The sequence below is a fragment of the Mesorhizobium sp. WSM4842 genome (genome assembly GCF_055901575.1).
On record NZ_CM148372.1, the window covers coordinates 3,069,279 to 3,092,833 of the forward strand.

General features: G+C 61.5%; 21 protein-coding genes. 10 read left to right on the top strand and 11 right to left on the bottom strand.

Features of this window, described 5'->3' with window-relative positions:
- Positions 1 to 14 precede the first annotated feature (14 nt).
- Complete coding sequence (locus tag AC0NIE_RS14825; protein ID WP_473485618.1) at positions 15 to 1,496, bottom strand: NAD-dependent succinate-semialdehyde dehydrogenase; 1,482 nt, start codon at positions 1,494 to 1,496, stop codon at positions 15 to 17.
- 24 nt (positions 1,497 to 1,520) lie between these two features.
- Positions 1,521 to 2,747 carry an iron-containing alcohol dehydrogenase gene (locus AC0NIE_RS14830; RefSeq protein ID WP_473485514.1) on the bottom strand — a complete coding sequence of 409 codons (1,227 nt, stop codon included), beginning with the start codon at positions 2,745 to 2,747 and terminating at the stop codon, positions 1,521 to 1,523.
- Between the two features lie 143 nt (positions 2,748 to 2,890).
- On the opposite strand from AC0NIE_RS14830, the gene AC0NIE_RS14835 reads away from it, so the two are divergent.
- Both AC0NIE_RS14835 and AC0NIE_RS14840 read left to right on the top strand, forming a co-directional pair.
- Positions 2,891 to 3,592: a GntR family transcriptional regulator gene (locus AC0NIE_RS14835; RefSeq protein ID WP_473485515.1), complete on the top strand. Its 702-nt coding sequence runs from the start codon at positions 2,891 to 2,893 to the stop codon at positions 3,590 to 3,592.
- A gap of 180 nt (positions 3,593 to 3,772) precedes the next feature.
- Positions 3,773 to 4,366 carry a DJ-1/PfpI family protein gene (locus tag AC0NIE_RS14840; protein ID WP_473485516.1) on the top strand — a complete coding sequence of 198 codons (594 nt, stop codon included), beginning with the start codon at positions 3,773 to 3,775 and terminating at the stop codon, positions 4,364 to 4,366.
- 87 nt (positions 4,367 to 4,453) lie between these two features.
- On the opposite strand, the gene AC0NIE_RS14845 is transcribed toward AC0NIE_RS14840, so the two are convergent.
- From AC0NIE_RS14845 to AC0NIE_RS14855, 3 genes are all read right to left on the bottom strand, one after another.
- Entirely contained in the window at positions 4,454 to 5,977 is a 1,524-nt protein-coding gene (locus tag AC0NIE_RS14845) for a xylulokinase (protein ID WP_473485517.1), read from the bottom strand.
- An 82-nt stretch (positions 5,978 to 6,059) separates the two neighbouring features.
- Positions 6,060 to 7,013: a shikimate dehydrogenase family protein gene (locus tag AC0NIE_RS14850; RefSeq protein ID WP_473485518.1), complete on the bottom strand. Its 954-nt coding sequence runs from the start codon at positions 7,011 to 7,013 to the stop codon at positions 6,060 to 6,062.
- A gap of 73 nt (positions 7,014 to 7,086) precedes the next feature.
- Positions 7,087 to 7,728 (bottom strand): glucose-6-phosphate isomerase, encoded by a 642-nt coding sequence (locus AC0NIE_RS14855; RefSeq protein WP_473485519.1) that lies wholly within the window; start codon positions 7,726 to 7,728, stop codon positions 7,087 to 7,089.
- On the opposite strand from AC0NIE_RS14855, the gene AC0NIE_RS14860 reads away from it, so the two are divergent.
- From AC0NIE_RS14860 to AC0NIE_RS14895, 8 genes are all read left to right on the top strand, one after another.
- Positions 7,706 to 8,110 carry a hypothetical protein gene (locus AC0NIE_RS14860; RefSeq protein ID WP_473485623.1) on the top strand — a complete coding sequence of 135 codons (405 nt, stop codon included), beginning with the start codon at positions 7,706 to 7,708 and terminating at the stop codon, positions 8,108 to 8,110. The two genes, AC0NIE_RS14855 and AC0NIE_RS14860, sit on opposite strands and share 23 nt — an antisense overlap.
- Positions 8,111 to 8,792: 682 nt before the next feature.
- The gene (locus AC0NIE_RS14865) at positions 8,793 to 9,131 is read left to right on the top strand and encodes a DUF3592 domain-containing protein (RefSeq protein ID WP_473485520.1); all 339 of its coding nucleotides are present in this window, start codon (positions 8,793 to 8,795) and stop codon (positions 9,129 to 9,131) included.
- Positions 9,132 to 9,633: 502 nt separating this feature from the next.
- The gene (locus AC0NIE_RS14870) at positions 9,634 to 10,293 is read left to right on the top strand and encodes an orotidine 5'-phosphate decarboxylase / HUMPS family protein (RefSeq protein WP_473485521.1); all 660 of its coding nucleotides are present in this window, start codon (positions 9,634 to 9,636) and stop codon (positions 10,291 to 10,293) included.
- On the top strand, positions 10,278 to 10,784 hold the full coding sequence (locus AC0NIE_RS14875; RefSeq protein ID WP_473485522.1) for an SIS domain-containing protein: 507 nt from the start codon (positions 10,278 to 10,280) through the stop codon (positions 10,782 to 10,784). The genes AC0NIE_RS14870 and AC0NIE_RS14875 overlap by 16 nt, the downstream gene beginning before the upstream one ends.
- 521 nt (positions 10,785 to 11,305) lie before the next feature.
- Entirely contained in the window at positions 11,306 to 12,778 is a 1,473-nt protein-coding gene (locus AC0NIE_RS14880) for an ABC transporter substrate-binding protein (protein ID WP_473485523.1), read from the top strand.
- A gap of 91 nt (positions 12,779 to 12,869) precedes the next feature.
- The gene (locus AC0NIE_RS14885) at positions 12,870 to 13,988 is read left to right on the top strand and encodes a carbohydrate ABC transporter permease (RefSeq protein ID WP_473485524.1); all 1,119 of its coding nucleotides are present in this window, start codon (positions 12,870 to 12,872) and stop codon (positions 13,986 to 13,988) included.
- Positions 13,985 to 15,031: a carbohydrate ABC transporter permease gene (locus AC0NIE_RS14890; RefSeq protein ID WP_473485525.1), complete on the top strand. Its 1,047-nt coding sequence runs from the start codon at positions 13,985 to 13,987 to the stop codon at positions 15,029 to 15,031. The genes AC0NIE_RS14885 and AC0NIE_RS14890 overlap by 4 nt, the downstream gene beginning before the upstream one ends.
- A gap of 5 nt (positions 15,032 to 15,036) precedes the next feature.
- Positions 15,037 to 16,113 (top strand): ABC transporter ATP-binding protein, encoded by a 1,077-nt coding sequence (locus AC0NIE_RS14895; protein WP_473485526.1) that lies wholly within the window; start codon positions 15,037 to 15,039, stop codon positions 16,111 to 16,113.
- Positions 16,114 to 16,124: 11 nt separating this feature from the next.
- Here the strand turns inward: AC0NIE_RS14895 and AC0NIE_RS14900 are convergent, their stop codons facing one another.
- The 6 genes from AC0NIE_RS14900 to AC0NIE_RS14925 form a co-directional block, all read right to left on the bottom strand.
- Positions 16,125 to 17,633, bottom strand: coding sequence for a tripartite tricarboxylate transporter permease (locus tag AC0NIE_RS14900; RefSeq protein ID WP_473485527.1), 1,509 nt, complete (start codon positions 17,631 to 17,633; stop codon positions 16,125 to 16,127).
- Positions 17,634 to 17,643: 10 nt separating this feature from the next.
- Positions 17,644 to 18,105 (bottom strand): tripartite tricarboxylate transporter TctB family protein, encoded by a 462-nt coding sequence (locus tag AC0NIE_RS14905; protein ID WP_473485528.1) that lies wholly within the window; start codon positions 18,103 to 18,105, stop codon positions 17,644 to 17,646.
- A gap of 92 nt (positions 18,106 to 18,197) precedes the next feature.
- On the bottom strand, positions 18,198 to 19,169 hold the full coding sequence (locus tag AC0NIE_RS14910; protein ID WP_473485529.1) for a tripartite tricarboxylate transporter substrate-binding protein: 972 nt from the start codon (positions 19,167 to 19,169) through the stop codon (positions 18,198 to 18,200).
- Between the two features lie 181 nt (positions 19,170 to 19,350).
- Positions 19,351 to 20,559, bottom strand: coding sequence for a mannonate dehydratase (uxuA, locus tag AC0NIE_RS14915; protein WP_473485530.1), 1,209 nt, complete (start codon positions 20,557 to 20,559; stop codon positions 19,351 to 19,353).
- A gap of 216 nt (positions 20,560 to 20,775) precedes the next feature.
- Complete coding sequence (locus tag AC0NIE_RS14920; protein ID WP_473485531.1) at positions 20,776 to 21,882, bottom strand: glycosyltransferase; 1,107 nt, start codon at positions 21,880 to 21,882, stop codon at positions 20,776 to 20,778.
- 8 nt (positions 21,883 to 21,890) lie between these two features.
- On the bottom strand, positions 21,891 to 23,456 hold the full coding sequence (locus AC0NIE_RS14925; RefSeq protein ID WP_473485532.1) for a GumC family protein: 1,566 nt from the start codon (positions 23,454 to 23,456) through the stop codon (positions 21,891 to 21,893).
- Positions 23,457 to 23,555 lie beyond the last annotated feature (99 nt).

Sequence of the window (23,555 nt, forward strand, 5' to 3'; positions counted from 1 at the left end):
TCTTCCTCCTCCGCTCAGATGCTGATGGCGAGGTATTTCGCCTCCATGAACTCGGCAATGCCGTGATGCTGGCCGCCCTCGCGGCCGAGGCCGCTCTGCTTTACCCCGCCGAACGGTGCTGCCGGATCGGACATCAAGCCGCGGTTGAGAGCGATCATCCCGGCTTCGATCCTGGATGCCACCCGCATTCCACGCGCAAGATCGCGCGTGTAGATGTAGGCGGCAAGACCGTATTCGGTGTCGTTGGCGCGGGCGATGATTTCGGCTTCCGTTTCGAACTTCGAGATCGGCGCCACCGGCCCAAAAATTTCCTCGTGCGCCATCTCCGCCTCGGCCGGGACGTCGCAGAGCACGGTCGGCGGATAGTAGTATCCGGTTCCCGAGCCTGCCTTGCCCCCGCACAGCACCCGCGCGCCACGGGCGACAGCATCGTTGACCAGACGGTCGATCTTGTCGACGGCCTTCCTGGTGATCATCGGCCCGCACTCCGTGGCCGCGTCCGGGCCGGCGCCGATCTTGAGTGCCGACATGCGCCTGGCGAGGCTTTCGCAAAACTCATCGTAAACGCCAGACTGGACATAGATGCGGTTTGCAGCCGTGCAGGCCTCGCCGGCGTTGCGCATCTTCGCCACCATCGCCCCATCGACCGCCGCGTCGAGGTCCGCGTCATCGAAGACAAGGAATGGCGCGTTGCCGCCAAGCTCCATCGAACACGAAACAACGTGCTTTGCGGCCTCGGCCAGCAGAACGCGCCCGACACAAGTCGAGCCGGTAAAGGAGAGTTTCCGCACCCGCGGATCGGCCAGCATCGCAGCCGTCACAGGGCCGGGATTGGAGGTTGTCAGAACGTTCACCACACCTGGCGGAACGCCTGCTTCCTGGTAGAGCGCGGCAAGCGCGTAGGCCGTCAGCGGGGTCTCGCTGGCTGGCTTCAAAATTACCGTACATCCGGCAGCCAAGGCGGGCGCGATCTTGCGCGTCGCCATGGCGGCAGGGAAGTTCCAGGGTGTGACAAGGACGCAGATGCCGATGGGCTCGTAGTCGACCACGATCCGGTTCGTGCCGGAAGGCGCCATCCCGAATTCACCGGTTATGCGAACGGCTTCCTCGGCATTCCAGCGAAAGAATTCCGCAGCATAGGCGATCTCGCCACGCGCGTCCCGGAGTGCCTTGCCGTTTTCCAGCGAGATCAGGGTTGCCAGCGTCTCGGAACGTTGCGTCATCAGCTCGAAGCAATTTCTGAGGATTTCGGAACGCTTGCGGGGTGCCGTTGTGCGCCAGCCATCGGCGGCCCTGGCCGCAGCCTCCACGGCGGCTGCGGCATCTTCGATCGTCGCATCGGGAACCGCGGCGATCACCGCTTCCGTGGAAGGGTCCACGACCTGGATTACCGTGCCGTCGGCGGATTGCCTCCATTGGCCGCCGATATACAAGCCGTGGGAGAATGTATGGAAGTCGGCAGTGTCCTGATCGTCCCCGAGCACCTGATGAGATATGTTCACGGCCTGCTCCTCGATTGCTCACATGACACAGGCGGCGAGGTCGCCATCATAGGCAGCCTGGATCAGGCCTCGCATGGCTGCCAGATCGAATGGACGCGGATTGTTCTTGATGAGACGGTCAATGCTGAGCGCCTGTTCGGCCGTCCAATCGAGCTTGTCGGCGGGGAGCCCGAGCTTGGCCAGCGTAGGCGTGATCCCGATCGCTCCAAACAGCCGGCCGATCTCGTCGATCGCCGCGTCGGCCATCTCACCGGTACTCCGGTCCCTCCCGTCGAGACCAAGGGCAAGGCCGATCTCGGTCATCTCGGCGGCCGCGGCGGTCCGGTTGTACTTCATGACATACGGCAACATGGTGGCAACACCCAGCCCGTGAGCGGTGTGGGTAAGGGCGCCGACCGGATATTGCACCGCGTGCGCCCCCGCAGTTCCGGCCGTACCGAACGCACAGCCGGCTGCAAGCGCGCCCATCATCACATCGGCGCGAGCGTCCTCGTCGGCGGGGTCCCGGTATGCCTTCTCGAGACTGCGGCCAAGCAGCTTGATCGCGAGCAGCGCAAAATGATCGGTCAGCGCGCTCTTGCCGATGAAGACATGGCTCTGCGGCAGGCTGGGGTCAGTGCCGCGCCTGACGGCGGTAAAAGCCTCGATCGCATGTGTCAGCGCGTCTGCGCCCGCAATCGCCGTCAGTCCCGCGGGACATGTCATCGTCAGTTCCGGGTCGCAGATGGCGGCTGCCGCGATCAGATGCGGGCTGGAGATGCCTACCTTCAAGGTGCGATCCGGATCGGAAATCACCGCGACAGGGGTCACTTCCGAGCCGGTGCCGGCTGTCGTTGGCACCGCGATCAACGGCAGCGTCGGACCAGGCACCTTGAACTCGCCGTAGTAGTCCTGGAGCTGGCCGCCGTGACTGATGAGCAACGCGGCGCATTTGGCCATGTCGAGACAACTGCCGCCGCCGATGCCGATCACCATGTCCGGCGCGAACTGTCGCGCCACCTCGACGCATACGGCAACCGTGTCTCGTGGCACATCGGGCAGCACACGGTCGTGCACCAGCACATCGATCGATGCGCCCTCGAGCGCCGCCCTGATCTCTGCGAAGGCGACGGTTGCGGCAAAGCGCTCGTCCGTACAGACAAGAGCGCGACGGCCCAGCCTGGCCGCAACGGTTGCAATGACTTGGCGCTGGCCCTTCCCGAAGAGGATTTCACGCGGCAGCCTTATGGCAGCGAAAAGGCTCATGTTCAGCGTCTCTCGATGATGTGGGGAGTGGAAAGCGAAAGCTCGTTGAGGCTCCAAAAAATATCCTCTATTAAATCGTATAGGATATAGGATTGTATTGAACGAAGCATCGTGTTAGCCAGTGATCCTGTCAAGAGGCAAAGATGCAGGTCACGAACGTAAGCAATGCCCGAGAAGTCGGCCCCGCGAGCGGACGCATCCAGCGATCCAACAGCTTGGTGGAGGACGTGTATGAAGCGATCTTCGCGCAACTCATGTCGCTGAAGATCGCGCCTGGCTCACGGATCACCGTCGACAGTCTGGTCAAGGAACTCGAAGTATCCCATACGCCAATCCGTGAAGCGCTTGGCCGCCTCGAAGGCGAAGGCCTTGTGCTGAAGACACATTTGATCGGCTACCGCGCCGCGCCGCAGATAACCAGGCGCCGATTTGACGAACTCTATGAGCTTCGCCTGCTGCTCGAGCCGCATGGGGCGGCCAAAGCAGCCGCATTGATGGATGAGACGAAACTTGCGGTGCTTCGGGAGTCCGCAGGGGGCATGGCGCGCCGCGAAGGCAAGGATGAACGCCTGCGCTACTCCAACTTTGCGCGGCAGGACGCCATTTTCCACGACAGGATCATGGAATTTGCAAACAATGATCTCGTGCGCCAGACTCTCGCGTTCCAGCATACGCACTTCCACATCTTCCGCCTGATGTTCCATGCGCGCGTTACCGAGGAAGCGCTCGACGAGCATGAGGCCATCCTGGCCGCCTTCGCTGCATCCGATCCCGCTGCGGCGGAACAGGCGATGCGCCGTCATATCGAGCATTCTCGTGATCGTTTGTTGCCGGCGTTCGATTGAGGCTGGCACGATGTTCGTCACCGTCGGGAGCGGCGCCGTCAAGCTGAATGCACCGTTGATCAACGCAAGCAAACGCCCGGGGCGGATTCCCTTTTCTGAGACCCGCGCCGCCGGGCGAGCGCAATGCCCGCCCGCCTTCCATTCACAAAACCCTTCCATTCACAAAACGAGGAACCGACCATGCCAGGCAAGAAAATACTGATGTTGACCGGTGAGTTTACCGAAGAATACGAGATCTTCGTCTATCAGCAGGCAATGGAGGCCGTCGGCCACATCGTCCACGTTGTCTGTCCTGACAAGAACGCTGGAGACCTGATCAAGACGTCGCTTCACGATTTCGAGGGTGACCAGACCTACACCGAAAAACCCGGCCACTATGCTTTGCTGAACAAGACCTTTTCGGAGGCGGAAAGACAGCTCGACCAGTATCATGCCGTCTATTGCGCGGGCGGTCGTGGCCCCGAGTACATCCGCGCGGATAAGCGCGTGCAGGCGATCGTCCGCCATTTCCACGAAAACGAGAAGCCGATCTTTACGATCTGCCATGGCGTCCAGATCCTGATCGCGGTCGACGGCGTCGTGCGTGGCAAGAAAGTCGGTGCGCTAGCTGCCTGCGAGCCGGAAGTGACGCTGGCCGGCGGAACCTATATCGACCTGACTCCGACTGAGGCCTATGTCGACGGAACGATGGTCTCGGCAAAGGGCTGGACCGCGCTTGCCGCGTTCATCCGCGAGTGCCTGAAGGTGCTGGGAACGGAAATCCGCCACAGCTAAAGTTAATCGTCCGACGCATTCCAGAGGGGATGCGTCGTGATTGCCAGGTCTGTCGCTACAGGCAGGGCTCGGCAGGTCTGAGCTGCATCACGGCTGCGTCGGCCGCGTCGCCGCCGCCAGCGTGTCGATGTCGTCGTAGAGCGCCTGGCTGTGATGGTAGAGTTTGTCGAAAACGGGTTGGGTGCGCCTGTAGGTCTCGGCCCATCTGGGGTCCGGCAGGATTTCGGCGCAGTAGCTCACGAAGCGCTCGGCCGCCTGTTCGACGCGCGAGAAGCGGCCTGTCGCCGTCGCGGCCATCGCGGCACAGCCGATAATGCCGCATTCGGGCTCCCGCGGAACCAGGATCGGAATGTTGAAGGCACTTGCCTTGATCTTCAGCCAGAGCTCGGCGCGCGCCCCGCCACCCGCGGCGATAACGCGCTCCAGCGGCTTGTTTGACGCCTTTGCCATGATGCGGATGTGACGCGTCATGGCAAAGGCGATGCCTTCCAGGATTGAGCGGTGCAGATGCTCCATGCCATGCGCGGCGCCCAATCCGAAGAACTGTGCGCGGGCGTTGCGATGGCGCCCCAGGCGCTCGCCGGTGAGAAAGGGCATGAAGAGCAATGCGTCGCAACCGGCTGGTGCCTCTGCGGCGCGGGCGACGATCTCGTCGTAGGACAGCGCGTTGCCGTGAAAGGCGCGGCGGGCCCAGCGCATGCCGTCGCCGCCAGTCTCCAGCAGCACGAACTGCGCCCAATTGCCTTCGATCGTCGCAACGTTCGAGATTTCCGGGTCAAGCAGCGGCTTCTCCGCGATAACAGTGATGATGGCGCCCGTGCCGGTGCTGTCGGAACCCATTCCCGGCCGACAAGCGCCTGAGCCGAGCAGTGCCACGGGATAGTCGGCGCCACCGACCAGCACTGGGGTTCCAGAGCGCAGGCCGGTGTCGCGCGCCGCCTGTTTGGAGACGTGGCCGACGACATCCAGCGGGTTGCGGATCGGCGGCAGTTTGGCGGCGTCAAGACCCATGCGCTCGATCATCACCGGCGACCAGTGGAGCCGCTCCGGGTTCATGAGGAAGCTGCAGGACGCGTCGCCAGTATCCATAGCAATCTCGCCGGTCAGCCGGTAGTTGATGTAATCCTTCGGCATGATGGCGACTGCGCTGCGGGCGTATGCGGCGGGATCGTTGTCTCGGACCCATTGCAGTTTGAAACCCGGCCATGCCGGGGTCGGCGTGTTGCCGCTTTCGGGCAGATAGCTGTCCGGCTCGTTCGCTTCCTCGAAGCGACGTACGTGATCGATGGTGCGCTTGTCGTTCCAGAGCGGTGCTGTGTCGCGCGTCAGCGTTCCGTGCGCGTCGAGCAGGACCAGCCCGTGCATCTGCCCGCAGACGCAGATGGCGGAGATGTTTTCGCGGGCGCCTTCGACACGGTCCAGCACCGTCTTGACGCTCGCTCGCGCACCCTCCCACCAGTCGACCGGCCGCTGTTCGGCCCAGCCGAATTCCGGCACGATCTGGTCGTGCTCTCGCGACGCAAGCTCGAGGATCTTGCCGGTGACATCGATCAGTGCGGCGCGGACGCTGCCGGTGCCGACATCGATGGCGAGGAAAAGCTCGCCGCTCATTTCGGGAGAGTCCTGAGATGGGCAAGCATGAGACCCTCTGTCTATTGGTCAGAGCGAGCGCGGCGTGACGAGTCCCACGGCATCAGCCTTTCGCCGCTTCGATGGCGATGCGCGAAATCTTGTCGAAGTCCGGCCCCGACACCGGGATCGCGATGTCGAAGACCTCTGCGATCACCTGCGTCCAGCCGTGCAGGAAATATGTCCAACCGTCCTCGATCTGCAACTGCTGTCGGGCCTGCTGCCGCCTGGCCTGGTCGAGGAAGATCAGGTCGCCGCGATAATTGAGATCCCAGGCAATGCCGCGCTTGGGGAATATGGCGTCTTCGGTGATCGGCGAGCCTGAGGCATCCTTGCCAAGTCCGGTCGCGTTGATCACCAGCGAGCATGGTTTCAGCGCCGCCAACGCCTCATCATTGATCTCGGGCCGGTCTGCCAGGACATATTCGATCTCGACCGTCGACATCATGTCTTTGTGGATGCGCTCGATTTCACCGAGACGCGGCTGCGAACGGTCGGTGACAATGATGCGCGAAGGCAAATCGGCGCCACGCTGCTTGCGCATCAGGTGCCAGGTGATTGCTATCGTCGATCCGCCGGCGCCTATCGACAGGACTTCCGCGCCGGTGTCCGCAAAATATCCCGCCGGAATGAAGCCGTCTATCGCAAGGCCGGAAGAGATCGGATCCTTGGCATGACAGATCAGCTTGCCGCCCCGCTTCGACAGGCAGCTGGTCTCGTGCATCAGGCGGGCGTGCGGGTCGATCACGTCGAACAGGTCGCGCGCTGCGTTGAAAAGATCGATCTTGTGCGTGGTGACGAGGGCGCCAAGCGACAGCGGGTCGGATCTTATGAAGGAGACGACCTCACGGTAGGCCTCCGGATCGGCATGGAGTGGAAAGTCGATGCCCCTAAGAACCGCATCCTTCAGCCGGAGGTGGCGCGCCCATGCCGGGAAAACCCGCATGATCGAGCTGCTCGTCGTCGTCACGCCGATAAAATAGAATGTCGGCTGGGTAGCCGGCCGGTAGCGGCTCATTCGCCACTCTCCCGGATTTTCTCCGCGCGCAGTGCAGCACCGCGACGTGAAGCAGCGATCTCGAAGGGAGCCTTCATGCCGGCACCGTGCGGGATTGTTGACCGTAGAGGGCGGAGATCAGCTTTGCGTCGCGCGGTCGCCAATCCGGGTTGTCTACTTGCCTCCAGCCTCCATCGCCGGCGACCACACGCGAGCGCATGCCTCCCGATCTCGCGATGATCTCGTAGTCCTGCCCTGAATCGGCGGGGTAGCAGAACAGCATCACCAACTCGTCGTGTCCGATATTGATCGAGCGGTGGATCCAGAACGGCGGAACATAACAGACGGTCTGCGCGTCGATCGGCACGATGCGAACCTCGCCCTCCGGCGATTCCATCAGCATGAGGCCGCGGCCTTTCTGGCCGTAGTAGATCTCGGGCCGGTCGGCCTGGTTGTGGATATGACCGCGCGTCATGAAATACTCGTCGCCGACTTTGCCGGGCGCCATGCGCGTGACGCCGAAAATCAGGTCGCCCGACTGCTCGGTCGGCCGGAACTCGGAGACCTCGTAGACGATGCGCTCGCCCCATGTCGCGCGCATGGCTTCGAACGCCGCGGCGTCAGCATAGAGCCCGTCCAGATCGCGAAAGCGCTTCTGGTAGCTGCCGGTTGCATTTGCCATCGCACCAGTCGACAGGTCGACCTTGCATCCAATGGGCTCAAACAATCTCGTCAAAGGACTACCTCATATCGCATTGCAGGTGGCATCGGCGCTGATCTGGCCCGCACCTCCTGCTTTCGACAAGAACCACACTTGCTTTGCAGGGTACGATTTGCTCTGCCTATGCAGGACCAGCCTGGAGGTTGCTGGATTATGGCAGATTTCGACCACGAAGCACATGACAGCAGGTTGGGCGGCATGCCGCACCCGTTGCATTAAGCAATCCGAGAGAACCGCCTTGCTCCTCCAAGTCGCCTTCGACAAGCCTGAACATCTGGCCCTGCTCCCGCAGATGAAGGAATTTGCCGACATTGTCGAGATCGGCACGCCATTGCTGAAACGCCTTGGCCTCTCAGCCATCGCCACGGCGCGCGAGCTCTGCCCGAGTGGCGGATGAAGTTCACTTTTAAAACTTGGTAAAGATGATTATGAAATTATCGATAGCGTATTTGCTTTTTGTAGTAATGACAGCAATAGTACTACTTAGTGTCGGGTTGATTGAAAACAATATCGCAATATTGGTCTCCGTAGGAATTTGCATGATTGTTGGATACTATCTTGCTCGCAGATCATATATAAAGTAAACTAAACCCAATGCAAATCGTTGATGGAGGAAATTATGGGTGCAGGACCTGGTATTGCTGGTGGCATTGGAGGGACCGCTCTTGGGAATTACGGTGACAGTGCACCTTTTCCCATGTTTGCCGGCTGTGGCTGTGTGTAGATCGAGCGCATGGCACGACTTGCAGTAAGCGTCGCCGATGCCGGCGCCTAGGCGGTCCGGGAGACAGCGAAGCACTTCCGGGCCAGGTGCAGAGCAAACCGGAAAAACATGAAATATGGAAACGCGGCGGGCGGAAGAAGAAAATGGTACACTGTCACCGTAATTCCAAGGAAACGGATCGGTTACTGCAGGCATGGGGTACGAAGTAGCATAGGTGGCGGATACGTTATTGATGATCAGTAATATAGTTCGTATTATTTCAATTAGTTGCTGTGATTGTAATAGAGAATCATTGCGAATTTATTATTCGTTTTATGCATCACCAAAGTTGTCAATTATAGATGGATTTTAATAGATGGTGGTTTCAGATTGGCCAAGCTGGTTCAGTTACATTTTCATCGGCTTTGTGTTGTTTGCTTTATTTTGGCTTCTATTGGGCACTTGGCAACAAAATAAACTTGCGCGACGAGCTGAACATTGGCCCATCGTCGAGGCTGCAGTGGTTGAAAGGTTATTTCTTTCTGCTGACCCAACTACTTACAGGTATAAGGTAATCTACGAATTTAAAGGGCTTGAGTACGTAAGCGTAGCAGAAAACTTCTTTGATAAGGATAACACAGACAAATATGTCGGAGACAATATCAATATAAAAGTGGATCCTAGCGACCCTAATTTGTGCGTCCTGTACTCATAGGTCACTCCAGAAAAACAGGTGACGGAAAATGGAAAATTACTCGGTTAATTCTGGAGTTACTATCGGGAGTTCTCCAGAGAAAGGATTTCAAGTTGATAATTTCTCTCTAAATTTCAAGATGATTTTTTAGCCCTCTCTTATCGAGCCGGGTGCTGCCACGGTTCGAGTGGAAGTCGGTGCGGGTGTTTTCCGATCCCGGGCTGCAGCAAAGTATAGCGGCGGTTTCGTCACCCAGGGGTAGTTTGATGTTGGAATTGGAGGGAAATTGAGAGACTTTGCTGGCTCTTTCGGGAATGGGCGCCTTGGAGCACTATTAGATTGGGCTAATATAGGCGCCTACGTGGGGTACGATTTGCTCTCCCTATGCGGACCAGCCTGGAGGTTGCTGGATTATGGCAGATTTCGACTGCGAAGCACACGACGGTAGGTTGGCCGTTGTAGTCATGCCGCACCCGCTGCATCATGCCGCACCCGCTGCATTAAGCAATCCGAGAGAACCGCCTTGCTCCTCCAAGTCGCCTTCGACAAGCCTGAACACCTGGCCCTGCTCCCGCAGATGAAGGCGTTCGCCGACATTATCGAGATCGGCACGCCGTTGCTGAAACGCCTTGGCCTTTCCGCCATCGCCACGGCGCGCGAGCTCTGCCCTGAAGTCATGGTGCTGGCCGATACCAAAACCGTCGACGGCGGCCAGCTTGAGGCTGATATGGTATTCGGCGCCGGTGCCGCATTCATGACGGTGCTGTCGTGTGCTTCGTCCGCCACGCATGAGACGGTGGGAAGACGTGCCGCCGCCTTCGGCGCGACGGTCATCGTCGATACCATCACCGAGGCGGGCAGGGCAGAATTGCTTCCCTTGAATGCTGTCTTCCCCGAAAGCTTCGGCTACATCGCGGTCCACTCGCCAACCGATGCGCGGCTGGCGGGCAACACCTCCACCTCACATATCGACGCCGTGAGAAAGATGCACGATCGCGGCTTTCTGGTTTCGCTCGCCGGCGGGATCGGCCCCGACACGCTGGAAGCGGTGATCGCAGTCGAGCCTGAAATCCTGGTGGTTGGCAGCGCCATTACAGAATCCGCAAACCCGAAAGAGATAGCACGATGGATTCGCGACAGATTGCCCAATCCAGGCCATGGCTGGCCGTGGCACGGGAGATAACCGACCTTCTTGGCCGGGTCGACGCCGACGCGTTTGCAAGGCTGGTGCAGGCGTTCGATGATCCCGACCAGCGATGGTTCTTTTCCGGGCAGGGACGCTCCGGCCTTGTCGCGCAGATGGGCGCGATGCGCTTCATGCATCTTGGCCGGGCGGTGCATTTCGTCGGTGAGGTATCGGCGCCGTCGATCCGCAAGGGCGATGCGCTGCTGATCATCTCCGGCTCTGGAGAGACGCCGGTCAGCACAGGCTTTGCCCGCATCGCCAAGGCGGAGGGCGCCAAGGTCGTTACGCTGACGCACAAGCCGGCCGGGACCCTGGCCGGCATTGCCGATGTGACGCTGCATGTCCCTGTCGGGGAATCGAAACAGTTTGGCGGCAGCCTGTTCGAGCAGTCCTGCCTCATCCTGCTCGACAGCATTGTGCTCGGCCTGGCGCAGCAGATACCCGAAGCGCACAAGCTGATGTTGCAGCGCCACACCAACCTGCAGTGACGCCCATGCCGACGGTGGTGTGCACCTCACGCAAGATCTAGTTCTCGACACAGTGATTTTGACAGATCGGCGATCGGCAGCGAACGTCAATCATTTCGTTCAGTGGAACGGAAACTTGGAGATTAGCCCGAAACTTCCCTTCGCTTCGCCCTAGGATGACGAAAGTGTAGTAGCGTGTGGCTAATCTCCAGCGTCAGAGATAGTGGCTGCAGGCCGGCCGGCAGCGCGACGGTCAGTCAAAAAACCAAATCCCCTGCGCAGAGCAACTAGCGGTCTCCCGTCGGCGCGCTCAAAGCCGCTGCGCAGCCCAGGGTCACGCCCGAGGCATGCTTTTGGGCGTAGCGCGGAAGCCCCGCTGGGCACCTCAGCTTCCCTAGCGGCAAGGCACTGGACTCGCTGCGCGATGCCGATATTGTGCTTGAGGAGCGTTGGTGCCGTGCTCTGGCGACGGCAGCCGACGGGAGATACCGGCGGCTTGGTTTTCGCAGGAACAAGTCCCGGTCAACACGGGAGGAAGTCTGATGAGAATTGGGGTCTTTCTGGCCGGCTTTTCGGCTTTTGCCGCGCTGGTTGGCGCGCCTGCCTTTGCCCAGGACAAGCCGTTTGCGGGAGTTACCGTGAACGTCATTACGCAGACCGGTGCGATTCAGGAACCGCTGCAGAGGCGCGCGCCCGAGTTCGAAGCGCTCACCGGCGCCAAGATCAATGTCATCGCGGTGCCCTTCTCGGATCTCTATCAAAAGATTCTCACCGACTGGGCGAGCGGCACCAACTCGGTCGACGCCGGCGTGTTCGCCCCGCAATGGATGGTCGACTACATTGCCGGCGGCTACCTCGAGGACCTGACGCCGCGGGTCGAGGCGGACAAGGACATCCAGCAGGAGGATGTGGGCGCGTTCTTCCGGGACTTCTCCGAGAAGTACAGCGGCAAAACCTACATGATCACGCTCGATGGCGACTTCCATATGATGTACTACCGCAAGGACGTGCTGGAAGCGGCCGGCCTGGCGGTGCCGAAAACCTGGGACGAGTATCTCGAAGTCGCCAAGGCCACGCATGGCAAGGACATGAGCGGCGACGGCACGCCGGATTTCGGCTCGTGCATCGCCAAGAAGCGCAACGCGCAGAGCTATTGGTTCGTCACCGATGTGGTCGGCTCGATGACCCAGTCCAAGGGAACCAGCCAGGGCACCTTCTTCAACACCAAGGACATGACGCCGCTCGTCAACAACGACGCCTTCCGCAAGGCGCTCGACTTCCTGTCTGAATCGACCAAGTACGGCCCGCCGGACGAACTGAACCTCGACGTCAGCGATACAAGGCCGCTCTTCGCTTCCGGCCGCTGCGCGCTGAACCTCGACTGGGGTGATGTGGGCACGATCTCGATCGATCCGGCGCAGTCCAAGGTGATGGGCAAATGGGGCGCGGCGATCATGCCCGGATCCAAGGAGGTCCTGAACTGGGATACCGGCAAGCTTGAGGCCTGCACGGCAGAAAACTGCCCGCACGCGATCGACGGCGTGAACCATGCACCGTTCGCCGCCTTTGGCGGCTGGGGCGGCGGCATCAACGCGGCGGCCGATCCGAAGGTAAAGGACGCCGCCTACGCGTACTTCTCGTTCATGACGCAGCCGGCACAGTCGAACGCCGACGTGACCGTCGGCGGCACCGGCTTCAACCCGTATCGCACCTCGCAGCTCGGCTACAGCGACCTTTGGAAGAAGGCCGGGATGAGCGAGGAGGAGGCCAAAGTCTACCTGGGCGCGATCAATGACAGCATGAGCAGCCCGAACATGATCCTCGACCTGCGCATTCCGCAAAATCAGAAGTACCAGCAGGTCGTGCTCGACGAGGCGGTCTCGCGCTTCCTCGCCGGCGAAATCGACAAGGAAGCGACCGTCGCTGCGGTCGAGGAAGGCTGGAATGAGCTGAACGAAGAGATTGGCAAAGACGAGCAGCTCAAACTTTACAAGGCGACTATCGGCGCCAAATAGGCATCAAGCAATCGACCCGGCGTGGCATCGGTCCGCGCCGGGTCTCGTGCCTGCCACACTTTCCCGGGTTATGATGACCGCAACCGACACGATGCCAGAAGCTGCCGACCGCCGTAGCTGGGCCGAATGGCTGGACGGTCACTCGGGCCGGATCATGGTGCTGCCAGCCGTCATCGTGCTTCTCTGCTTCGCGATTTTTCCGCTCATCATCTCGGCCTATCTCGCGCTTTCGCGCTTTGCGCTCGCGTCGGGCGGATTCACGCTGAAATTCATCGGACTTTTGAACTTCCGCAAGCTGCTGGTCGGCTCGCAGCAGTATCACCTGCTCGGCAAGTTCGGCACGTTCGGCTTTGTCCAATCCGCGGTGCTGGTATTGATCGCGGCAGGGCTGCTGTTTCTTCTCGCCCGCTATCTCCGGCGTGGCAGGCCGACCATCGTCGGCACGGTTGGTCGCCTTCTCGCGACGGCAATGGCTATGGGCCTGGCGGTACTTGCGCTGGCCACCATGGCGCCTGGCGGTGTGCCAGGGACTGTCGTCAACACGCTTCTCTACGTGTTCGTCGGCGTATCCGTGCAGTTCGCACTGGGGCTGGGCCTTGCGCTCCTGTGCGGGCAGCCTATCCGCGGCCGGAATTTCTTTCGTGTCCTCTTCTTCATCCCGCTGATGGTGACCCCGGTCGGCATCGCCTACACATTTCGCATGCTCGCCGACATGCAGAAGGGGCCCTTCGCCCCGCTCGTGCGCGCTTTCGGCATCAGCGAGTGGTCGTGGGCCACGGAGGCCTGGTCGGCACGGCTGATGGTATTGGTCGGCGACACCTGGCAGTGGACGCCGTTCATGTTCATCGTGCTGCTGGCGGCCATTGAGAACCAGCCGCGCGATCAGGTCGAGGCGGCGCGGCTCGACGGCGCCAACGGCTTTCAGATTTTTCGCGACATTACCTGGCCGGCGATCGCGCCGATTGCCGCTACCGTCGTGCTGATCCGGCTGATCGAGGCTTTCAAGATCATCGACCTGCCGAACGTGCTCACCGGCGGCGGCCCCGGTCTAGCGACGGAATCGATGACGCTCCATTCCTTCATTTCCTGGCGCACCCAGGATCTCGGCGGCTCGGCCGCTATCGGCTACATGCTGCTCTTCATCTCGACCATCGTATGCGTCTCGTTCTTCAACTTCGTGGTCCGGCCGGCGCGCCGGTTCGAAGCATGAGCGCCGAGCCGCGCTCACTGGCGCGCCGGCTGTTCGAGCCGGCTTCGATCGACAGCCAGGCGCCGGTCGCCAGGGTCGTGACCTATGCGCTGCTGTTCCTGTGGGCGCTGGTTGTGGTGGTTCCTCTCTACTGGGTGTTGATCACCTCCTTCAAGGGGCCTGGCGAGGTCGACAATGGGCCGTTCTATCTCCCGTTCGTCGACTTTGCCCCCTCGCTGCAGGCATGGCATTTCATGCTCGTGCAGAATTACACGCTGCGCCCTTACATGAATTCGGTCGTTGTCGCGTTCGGCAGCACGGTGCTCGCCGTCCTGATCGGTTCGCTGGCGGCCTACGCTCTCGTGCGTATCCGCTTTCAGGTGAAGCTCGCCGCCGTTGGAATCTTCCTGATCCTGCTCACCGCAATCATCGTGGCGGTGGCCACTTTCGGCGTGCGGTGGGAGATCGCCATTGTCGTGGCGGCCGCTCTCTTCATCATTGCGCTGTTCACGCTCGTTGGACGCACGAAGCTTGCGGTCGGCAACAACGACATCGAGTTCTGGATCATCTCGAACCGTATCATGCCGCCGATCGTCGCCGTGTTGCCGATCTATGTGATGTTCCAGCAGATGCGCCTGCTTGACACACAGGTGGCGCTGATCGCCACCTACACCGCCATCAACCTGCCGATCGTCGTGTGGCTGACGCGTGATTTCTTCGCCGGCATCCCGCTCGACCTTGAGGAGAGCGCACAGATAGACGGAGCCTCCAAGTTCCGCGTGTTCTTCACCATCGCGCTGCCGCTGGTGCGGTCCGGCCTGGTCGCGACCTTCCTGCTGGTGCTGATCCTTGCCTGGAACGAGTATCTGCTGGCCCTGTTCCTTTCCAATGTCGATGCGCAGACGATGCCGGTGCTGGTATCGGCGCAGAACACGACGCGCGGGCCGCAATGGTGGAACATGTCGGTGTTGATCACCGTGATGATCGCCCCCGTGATCGTCATCTCCAGCATCCTGCAGAAGCACATCGCGCGCGGGCTGCTGGTCGGCGCAGTGAAGGGCTAGTCGATATGCGGGTCACGCTGTCCGATATCTACAAGTCCTTCGGCGCGGTCGAGGTGGTCAAAGGGCTCGACCTGGAGATCGAGGACGGCGAGTTCCTGGTGCTGCTCGGCCCTTCGGGCTGCGGCAAGACGACGGCGCTGCGCATGGTCGCCGGGCTTGAATCGGTGAGTTCCGGCCGCGTCCTCATCGGCGACCGCGACGTCACCCACGTGCTGCCCAAATATCGCGACGTGGCGATGGTATTCCAGTCCTACGCGCTCTATCCGCACATGACGGTAGCGGAGAACATCGCATATCCGCTGAAGCTGCGGGGCGTGCCGCGCGCCGAACGCGACGCCTCCGTCCGCAGCGCCGCCGTCAAGGTCCACCTTGAGGAGTTCCTCGACCGCTATCCGCGGCAGCTTTCCGGCGGTCAGCGGCAGCGCATCGCGCTCGCCCGCGCCATGGTGCGGCGGCCGAGCGTCTTCCTGATGGACGAGCCGCTCTCCAATCTAGACGCCAAGCTGCGCGGCCACATGCGCTCGGAGCTGAAACGCCTGCAGGCCGATCTGGGCGTGACGACGATCTACGTCACCCACGACCAGATCGAGGCCATGACCCTGGCTCACCGTGTTGCCATCATGAACCGCGGCGTCGTGCAGCAGATCGCGACGCCCCGACAGATCTACGACGATCCGGCGAACCTGTTCGTCGCCGGCTTCATCGGCTCGCCGCCGATGAATTTTCTCCAGGGCGAGCTGCTCGAGGGGACCTTCGCCTGCGCGGAAGGGCGATTTACGACCAGCGTCGCCGAAAGCCGGAAAAAGGTCACTGCCGGCCTCCGGCCCGAGGATTGCCGGGTCACCGGCCCATCGGAGGGCAAGATCGCGGCGCGGGTCTACGCTGTGGAACTGATCGGCGACCATACCTTGATCACCTGCCAGTTCGGTGGGGCCACCGTAACCGTGAAGGCCGACAAATCGGCGCATTACGATATGGATGAGCCGATCGGCATCACCTTCCAGGACACCGCCGTCTTTCTGTTCGATTCGGAAACCGGGGCCCGCATCGGCGGCCGCGCCGGTCGACAGGCGGCCGCGTGACTCTCGCTAATTCAATTCTCCTCCACAAATACCTCTTCGCGCTTCTTCTTGACCGCCGGCAGGAAAACGATGACGAGGACAGCGAACGCGATGAAAAGCAGGCCGGCGCTGATCGGTCTCGTCACGAAGGTGCTCGGGTCGCCGCGCGCGAGAATCATGGCGCGGCGCAGGTTTTCCTCGAGGAGCGGGCCGAGCACGAAGCCGAGCAGCAGCGGCGCGGGTTCGCAGCGCAGCTTGGTCAGGAGGTAGCCGAGCAAGCCGAAGAAGGCGACGGCGTAAAGGTCGTAGATGTTGGTGTTGACGCTGTAAACGCCGATCGAGCAGAACGCCATAATGATCGGGAAGAGCACGTAATAGGGGATCGTCAGGAGTTTTACCCAAAGCCCGATCAGCGGCAGGTTCAAGATGATCAGCATCAGATTGCCGATCCACATCGAGGCTATGATGCCCCAAAACAGCGCCGGCTGTTCGATCGCGACATTGGGCCCGGGCACTATACCCTGGATGATCATCGCGCCGATCATCAGCGCCATTACCGGGTTGGCCGGAATGCCGAGCGTCAGCATCGGAATGAAGGAGGTCTGCGCACCGGCATTGTTGGCCGATTCCGGTCCGGCGACGCCTTCGACGGCGCCCTTGCCGAATTCCCCGGGGTTTTTCGATATGCGTTTTTCGACCGTGTAGGAGGCAAAGGCAGCAAGGATCGCGCCGCCTCCAGGCAGGATGCCGAGCGCCGAACCGATGATGGTTCCGCGCACGATGGGCGCCGCCATGCGGCGAAAGTCCTCGCGGGTCGGCATCAGGCCGGAGACACTTCGGATCATCACGGAGCGCTCGTGCTCGTTTTCGAGGTTGCGCAGTATCTCGGCGACGCCGAAGACGCCGACCGCCACCGCGACGAAATTCAGCCCGTCGGCATATTCGCTGATGCCAAGCGTGAAGCGCGGCGTGCCGGTGTAGATGTCGGTGCCGACAATGCCGAGCAGCAGGCCGAGCACGACCATCGCCAGCGCCTTGACAATCGAGCCGTGGGCGAGCGCGACGGACGAGACAAGGCCGACGATCATCAGCGAAAAATACTCGGCAGCACCGAATTGCAGCGCGATCGCCGTCAGCGGCGGGGCAAAGATGGCGACGAGGAAGGTCGACACCGTGCCGGCGAAGAACGAGCCTATCGCCGCGATCGCGAGTGCCGCCCCGGCGCGGCCGTTCTTGGCCATCTGGTAGCCGTCGATTGCCGTGACGGCTGACGAGGATTCGCCGGGCATGTTGATGAGGATGGCGGTGGTGGAGCCGCCATACTGCGCGCCGTAATAGATGCCGGCGAGCATGATCAGGGAGGAAACCGGGTCGCCAATCTGGAAGGTGATCGGCAACAGCATGGCGATGGTCGCGGTGGCGCCGATGCCGGGCAGGACGCCGATCAGCGTGCCGAGAAGGACGCCGATCAGGCAGAAACCGAGGTTTACCAGCGTTGTTGCCGTCGAAAAGCCGAGCCCGAGGTTGTCGAGGAGTTCCATGTTCATCGCCTCACATTGCCAACCACGGGCCGAAGCGCCGGAACGGCAGGCCGAGCGCATAGCTGAAGACGAGGAACGCAAACAGCGTCAGGCCGGCGGAGAGCACGAGCGCGGTCAGCGGCCTCATGCGGCCGCTGGCAAAGGATGCGATCAGCGCCGTCAGGAAGATCGAGGGGAGGAAGCCGAGGCCGCGCACGGTCAGGCCGAAGAAGATCGGGGCAGGGAGGATGAACAGCATGCCGCGCCAGGCTACATGGCCGATCGGCTCGCTCTCGAAGCGCACCGCTTCGATGAGGATGACGACGCCAAGCAGGATCAGGACGATTGCCAGCACCAGGGGGAAATAGCCCGGTCCCATCCGGAAGGCGGTGCCGATTTCGAGGTCGAGCGACTGCAGCGCGAAAAATCCACCGAGAAAGATGAACAGCGCGGCGCATATGCCGTTGGTCGTGTCGATCGTGAAAGGTTTCATGACGTCCTCCCAGGCCCGTGCCGCGGGCGCGCCGGTGCAATGCGAAAACAGGGCCTAAGCGAAACGGGCGCTGGTGGCGCCCGTTCAAAACCTCAGTCGGCGTACTGGCCGGCGGCTTCGATGATCGGCTTCCAGCGCGCGATCTCGCCTTCCAGCTTGGCCTTTAGCGCGGCCGGAGTCGCGTCTGCTTCGGACGACGGCTTGGTGCCGAGCTCGGCGAAGCGGGCGGCGACATTCTGGTCCTTCAGCGCGACCTGAAGCGACTTCGACAGGCGCTCGGTGACCTCGGCCGGCGTCCCCTTGGGCGCGTAGAGGCCGTGCCAGATGCCGACCTGCACCTCCGGGAGACCCGCTTCCGTCGTTGTCGGGACGTCCGGCAGAACATCGAGGCGTTCAGGCGAGGTGACGGCGTAAGCCTTGATCGTGCCGCCCTGGATCTGTTTGGTGGTATTGGTCGTCTGATCGCACATGATGTCGACCTGACCGCCGAGAAGATCGGTCATGGCCGGCCCGGTGCCCTTGTAGGGCACGGTGACCAGAGGGGTGCCGATGGCGCTCATGAACAGCATGCCGCACAGATGCGAGGCCGCGCCTATGCCGGCATTGGCGACGGTGACGGTATCCTTGTTGGCCTTGGCGTAGTCGACCAGCCCCTTCAGATCGGTCGGCTCGAGGTCCTTGCGGCCGACGATGGTCATCGGCACCTCGGTGACGAGGCCGACATATTCGAAGCTGTTCAGCGTGTCGTATGCGAGCTTTCTGTATAGCGTCGCGCTTGTCGCCATGCCGATGTGATGGAGGAGCAGAGTATAGCCGTCGGGATCGGCTTGCGCGACGCGACCGGCGCCCAGCGTGCCGCCGGCGCCGCCGACATTCTCGACGATGATCTGCTGGCCGAGATCCTTCGACATGGCTTCCGCGACGAGGCGCGTGACCGTGTCGGTCGGGCCGCCGGCCGAAAACGGCACCACGACGGTGATGGTGCGTTCGGGATAGGTTTGCGCGCCCGCGGCGAACGAATACAGCGTGACCGCTGCGGCCAGAGCGGCGGCGAACTTTCTCATCGTGATTTCCTCCCAGGATATGAATTCCCAACCGCTGCCTAGAGTTTCTCTCAATACCGGCTGTGGATGGACCAATAACTAGCGCATGTTAGCGGATTGCAATCAGACTGAAACCGCAAACTGCGATTATGTACAACCGTCCGCGCAAAATGGGCCGGGGGCGAGGCCGACCCGCGGCGAATTAAGCTCTTGTCGACTTTCGAATGGCATGTTCGACGCCGCGAAGTTCGGCCAATCCCTTGAGCCGACCGATGGCCGGATAGCCGGGCTGGGCCCCACGCGTCAGGTCATCGAGGATATCCTGGCCATGGTCGGGGCGCATCGGGATGACGGCGTCCTGGCGTCCTTCCTTCTTGCGCCGCGCTTCCTCGTGGATCAGCGCCGCCACCACCGCCACCATGTCGGTGTCGCCGGCAAGATGCTCGTCCTCGTGGAAAGAGCAGGGGGTGCCGGCCGCTTCCTTGCGCACATTGCGCAGATGCGCGAAGTGGATTTTTGGTCCCATCCGCTCGATCATGCCGGGCAGATCATTATCCGGTCTTGCGCCGAGCGATCCCGTGCACAGTGTCGCGCCGTTGGCCGGGCTGTCGACTGCGTCCAGAATGTACCTGTAGTCGGCCTCGGTCGACATGACGCGCGGCAGGCCCAGCAGCGGAAACGGCGGATCATCGGGATGGCAGCAGAGACGCAGGCCGAGGCGTTCGGCCGTAGGCACGACCTCCGCCAGGAATTCGACGAAATGCCGGCGCAGGGTTGTTGCGTCGATGCGGTCATAACTTGACAGTTGAGCCGCGAGACCGTCGAGAGACGTGTCTTCGGTCGAACCTGGCAGACCGGAATTGACGCTTCTCGCCAGGATCTTCCGCGCACCGTCATCCATCTGCGCGTATCGCCGCTCCGCCTCGGAGAGGATCTCCGGTGTGTAATCGCCGAGCGCCCCTTGGCGTTTCAGGATATGGATGTCGAATGCGGCGAAGGCGATCAGATCGAAGCGCATGGTGGTGCCGCCATGCGGCAGGCGCCAGGCAAGATCGGTGCGCGTCCAATCCAGCACGGGCATGAAATTGTAGCAGATGACCGAAATGCCGGCCCGCGCCAAGTTTTCCAGCGATGTAATGTAGTTGGCAATATGGCTGCGCCACTCGCCGACCTGCGTCTTGATCGCTTCGGAAACCGGCAGGCTCTCGACAATCTCCCAGTTCAGATCGCTTGCGCTTCCATCCGGCAAAGACGCGACTTCGCGCTGACGTCTTTCGATTTCGGCGGGCAGCCAGACGGCGCCGTGAGGAACGTGGTGAAGCGCCGAGACGATGCCTTGCGCCCCGGCTTGACGCGCATCCGCGATCGTCACCTTGTCGACCGGGCCGAACCAACGCCACACATGTCTCATTCGAACACTCCGTTAAAAACGAATCGCCATGCGGTCCTACGCCCGCGCTTCCTGCCGCGGTGACCGACCCGCTGCTCCCCTTCATCGGCTGCTATCAGATTCCAATGTATCTGACACCCATCCTGCTCGGCCGGTCAACGGCGATGCACTGATGCTGATCCATCGACGCAAATGGCGATAGCGCTGCCTCAACGAACGCAGCGCGAAATTCCCTGGCTAGAGCAGCGCTTCGTACAGATCGCCGATCTTCTCACCTTCGAAATCCGCTGCCCTGTTTTTCAGGATGGCGGCAGAAGTGGGGTGATCCAGCATATCAGCCATAGCCTTTGCCAGGGCCGCGGCATCGCCGACCGGCACCAAGGCGCCAAAACGCCCGTCACCGAGAATCTCGCGCGGGCCATGTGGCGCATCTGTGGAGACTACCGGGACACCAGCAGCCATGGCCTCGACCAACACATTGCCAAACCCCTCGCTCGTCGAGGAAAGGACGAACAGATCGGCTGCGGCATAGCAGGCCGCGGGGTCGTTGACGTAGCCAGCAAAGAGCACATCGGCGCCAATACCGGATTCCTGGACATAGGCGCGCAGCTCGGCAGCCAGCGGACCTTCGCCGAAGATGACAAGCCGAGCGCGGCGGCCGGCGCGCAGGATAGCGAAAGCCCGCAGCAAGGTCCGATGATCCTTGACCGGCACCAGGCGCCCGGCGGTGGCGATGACCGGGCCACCACCCATGGTCTCCAGCGTTGCCTGCCATGCATAGGAATCTTGCTGGAGCGCCGCAGCCGGCGGCAGCGGGTTGTTGATGACGACAACCTTGGATTGAGGAAAGCCGCGGGCCGCAATGTCGCGGCCGACACCCACTGAGACGGCGATGGCTTTGGTTGCACGCGCTGCAACCAGAGCGGAAAGCCAGACCGCTATTCTCGCGCCAAGGCTGCTGGAAGGCAGTGAGGCCGCTGCGTGGAAGCTTGGAAAGAACCGCGCTCGGCTTCGCGCCAGGAGAAGCGCCAGCGCCACGACCAGATTGGCAAATTCCGGGGCGCTATAGACCGCATGCGGACCAAGGCGGTTGAACAAACGTGCGCTTCGCACGATGCCTTTCAGCGTCGCCCACTTGCCGTAACCCTCGCCTCGGATGGGAAGGTCGAAATCGACCAGGTGCACGGCAGGGGAGCGCAGCGCGGCGTTAGGTCCTTCCGCGTTCCAGGTAAAAAGTGTGACATCGTGGCCACGCGATGCCAATTCATTCGCCATGAGGACGAAGACACGCTCGGCGCCGCCGCCCCTGAGACTGGCGATGTGAAAGACAATGCGCTTCGCCATGCCTGGATTCAGGCTCGGCTGACGTCGATGCCTGATCGGTTCGGCGGTTGGCGCACGTCGCGCACTATTCCCATGGCAAGGGCGAGCAGCATGCCTAGAGCAAAGCCAGCGAACGCTCCCAGGCCTGCCGTCAGCGGGGTGCGGGGCGGCCACGAGCGCCCCTTTGGCGGCACTGCGGTGGAAATCACCTGTACATTCGTGGTGTCGATCTGCTCGCGCTCGGTGATTTGGCGCGCGCGAGCCAGGAAGCTTTCATAGACCGTCCTCCTCGACGTGGCATCGCGTTCAAGCTCACGCAGGGCGACCTGGGACTCGCTGTCGGTGAAAACATTGCTCTTCAGATCGTTCATTTTGGCGCTGAGAGAAGCCAATGAGGCGTTGGCCTTATCCAGATTGGCTTTTGCCGTGCCGACCGTGCGGGAGAACTCCGCCCTGAGTTGAGAACCGACGGTTTCGAATTCTGTCCTCAGCCGGACAATCGTCGGGTGGCGCGGACCAAAGGTCATCGACTGTGAATCGATTTGCTGCCGCAAGCTATTTGCCTTGTCGCGCAGTGCTGCGAGCGCTGCCGAAACCGCGGGGTCAGGATTGGCTCCATTGACACCGGAGGCAACCAAGGCATCGTAACTTGCCTGCGCGGCGATGACGCGCGATTGCGCCTGTCCAATTTCGCTATTGAGCTGCGTCATCGTCTGCGAACTGACAAGCTGGCCATTGCTGGAGGACAAATTGTGGCTGCGCCTGTAGCTCTCGACCTTCTCTTCGGCCGCCTGCACGTCGCGCTTGAGTTGGCCGAGCCGGCTCTCGAGAGCAGCGGCGGCACGGCTGGCACCAGCAGCTTCGGCCTTGGCCAGTTCTTCCTGGAAAACCTTCACTATGGCTTGCGAGATCAGGATCGCCTTGCCGGTGGTTTCTGCCGATACCGCGAGGGTTGTGACAAACGAGGTTTCGTCTGCAGCGACGCTGACCCGCTCCGCCAGGCTTTTCTGGGCGATAAGCTTCGGATCGGACTTGCCTCCACTCGCTGCAGCACCAGACGTGGCGGCGCTCTGGTCCGGGTCTAAAAACTCCGGATCGTTGGCCAGACCGAGTTCGTCCACTACACGTGCAAGCACGTTGCCCGAGGTCAAGATGCGCTGCTTGCTGCGCGCGTTGAGCAGTTGGCTGTCGACCTGCCCCGGTTGCGAGTAGAGATCGTTTTCCACAACCTGCAAATTGGCGGGATTGATGAGGATTTCCGTCGTAACGGTATAACGCTGTTTGCTCAGCAACCCATAGGCGGCGCCGATGACGCCGCCGGCCACTGCCAGCATCAATGCCACAACGAGCCCAGTACGCAGCCAGACAAACAGGCGTCGAAAATCGAGCTCAAGGAAATCGCCGATCTTGTCGAGCGTCACCGTCGGGACAGGCTCGGGCGTGTGCGGAGTGACAGGGGCGGGGGTGCGTGCCATGACTGGGGCATCCTGTTGCAGCCTTGCCCTGCTGGCGCGCCGCGCATTGGCGATCCGCTCGAGTGCGCTGATATCGGAATCCGCGGCAGAGGGAGGGGTTGTGCCGGAAGCGGCGGACATGGTGCTAACTCTGGTTATTCGCTTTGCGGGCCAGCACTACAGAAAGATCGTTAACATGTCATTTTCCAAGTTGGCATATTTTGCCGAGTCACGCACCGC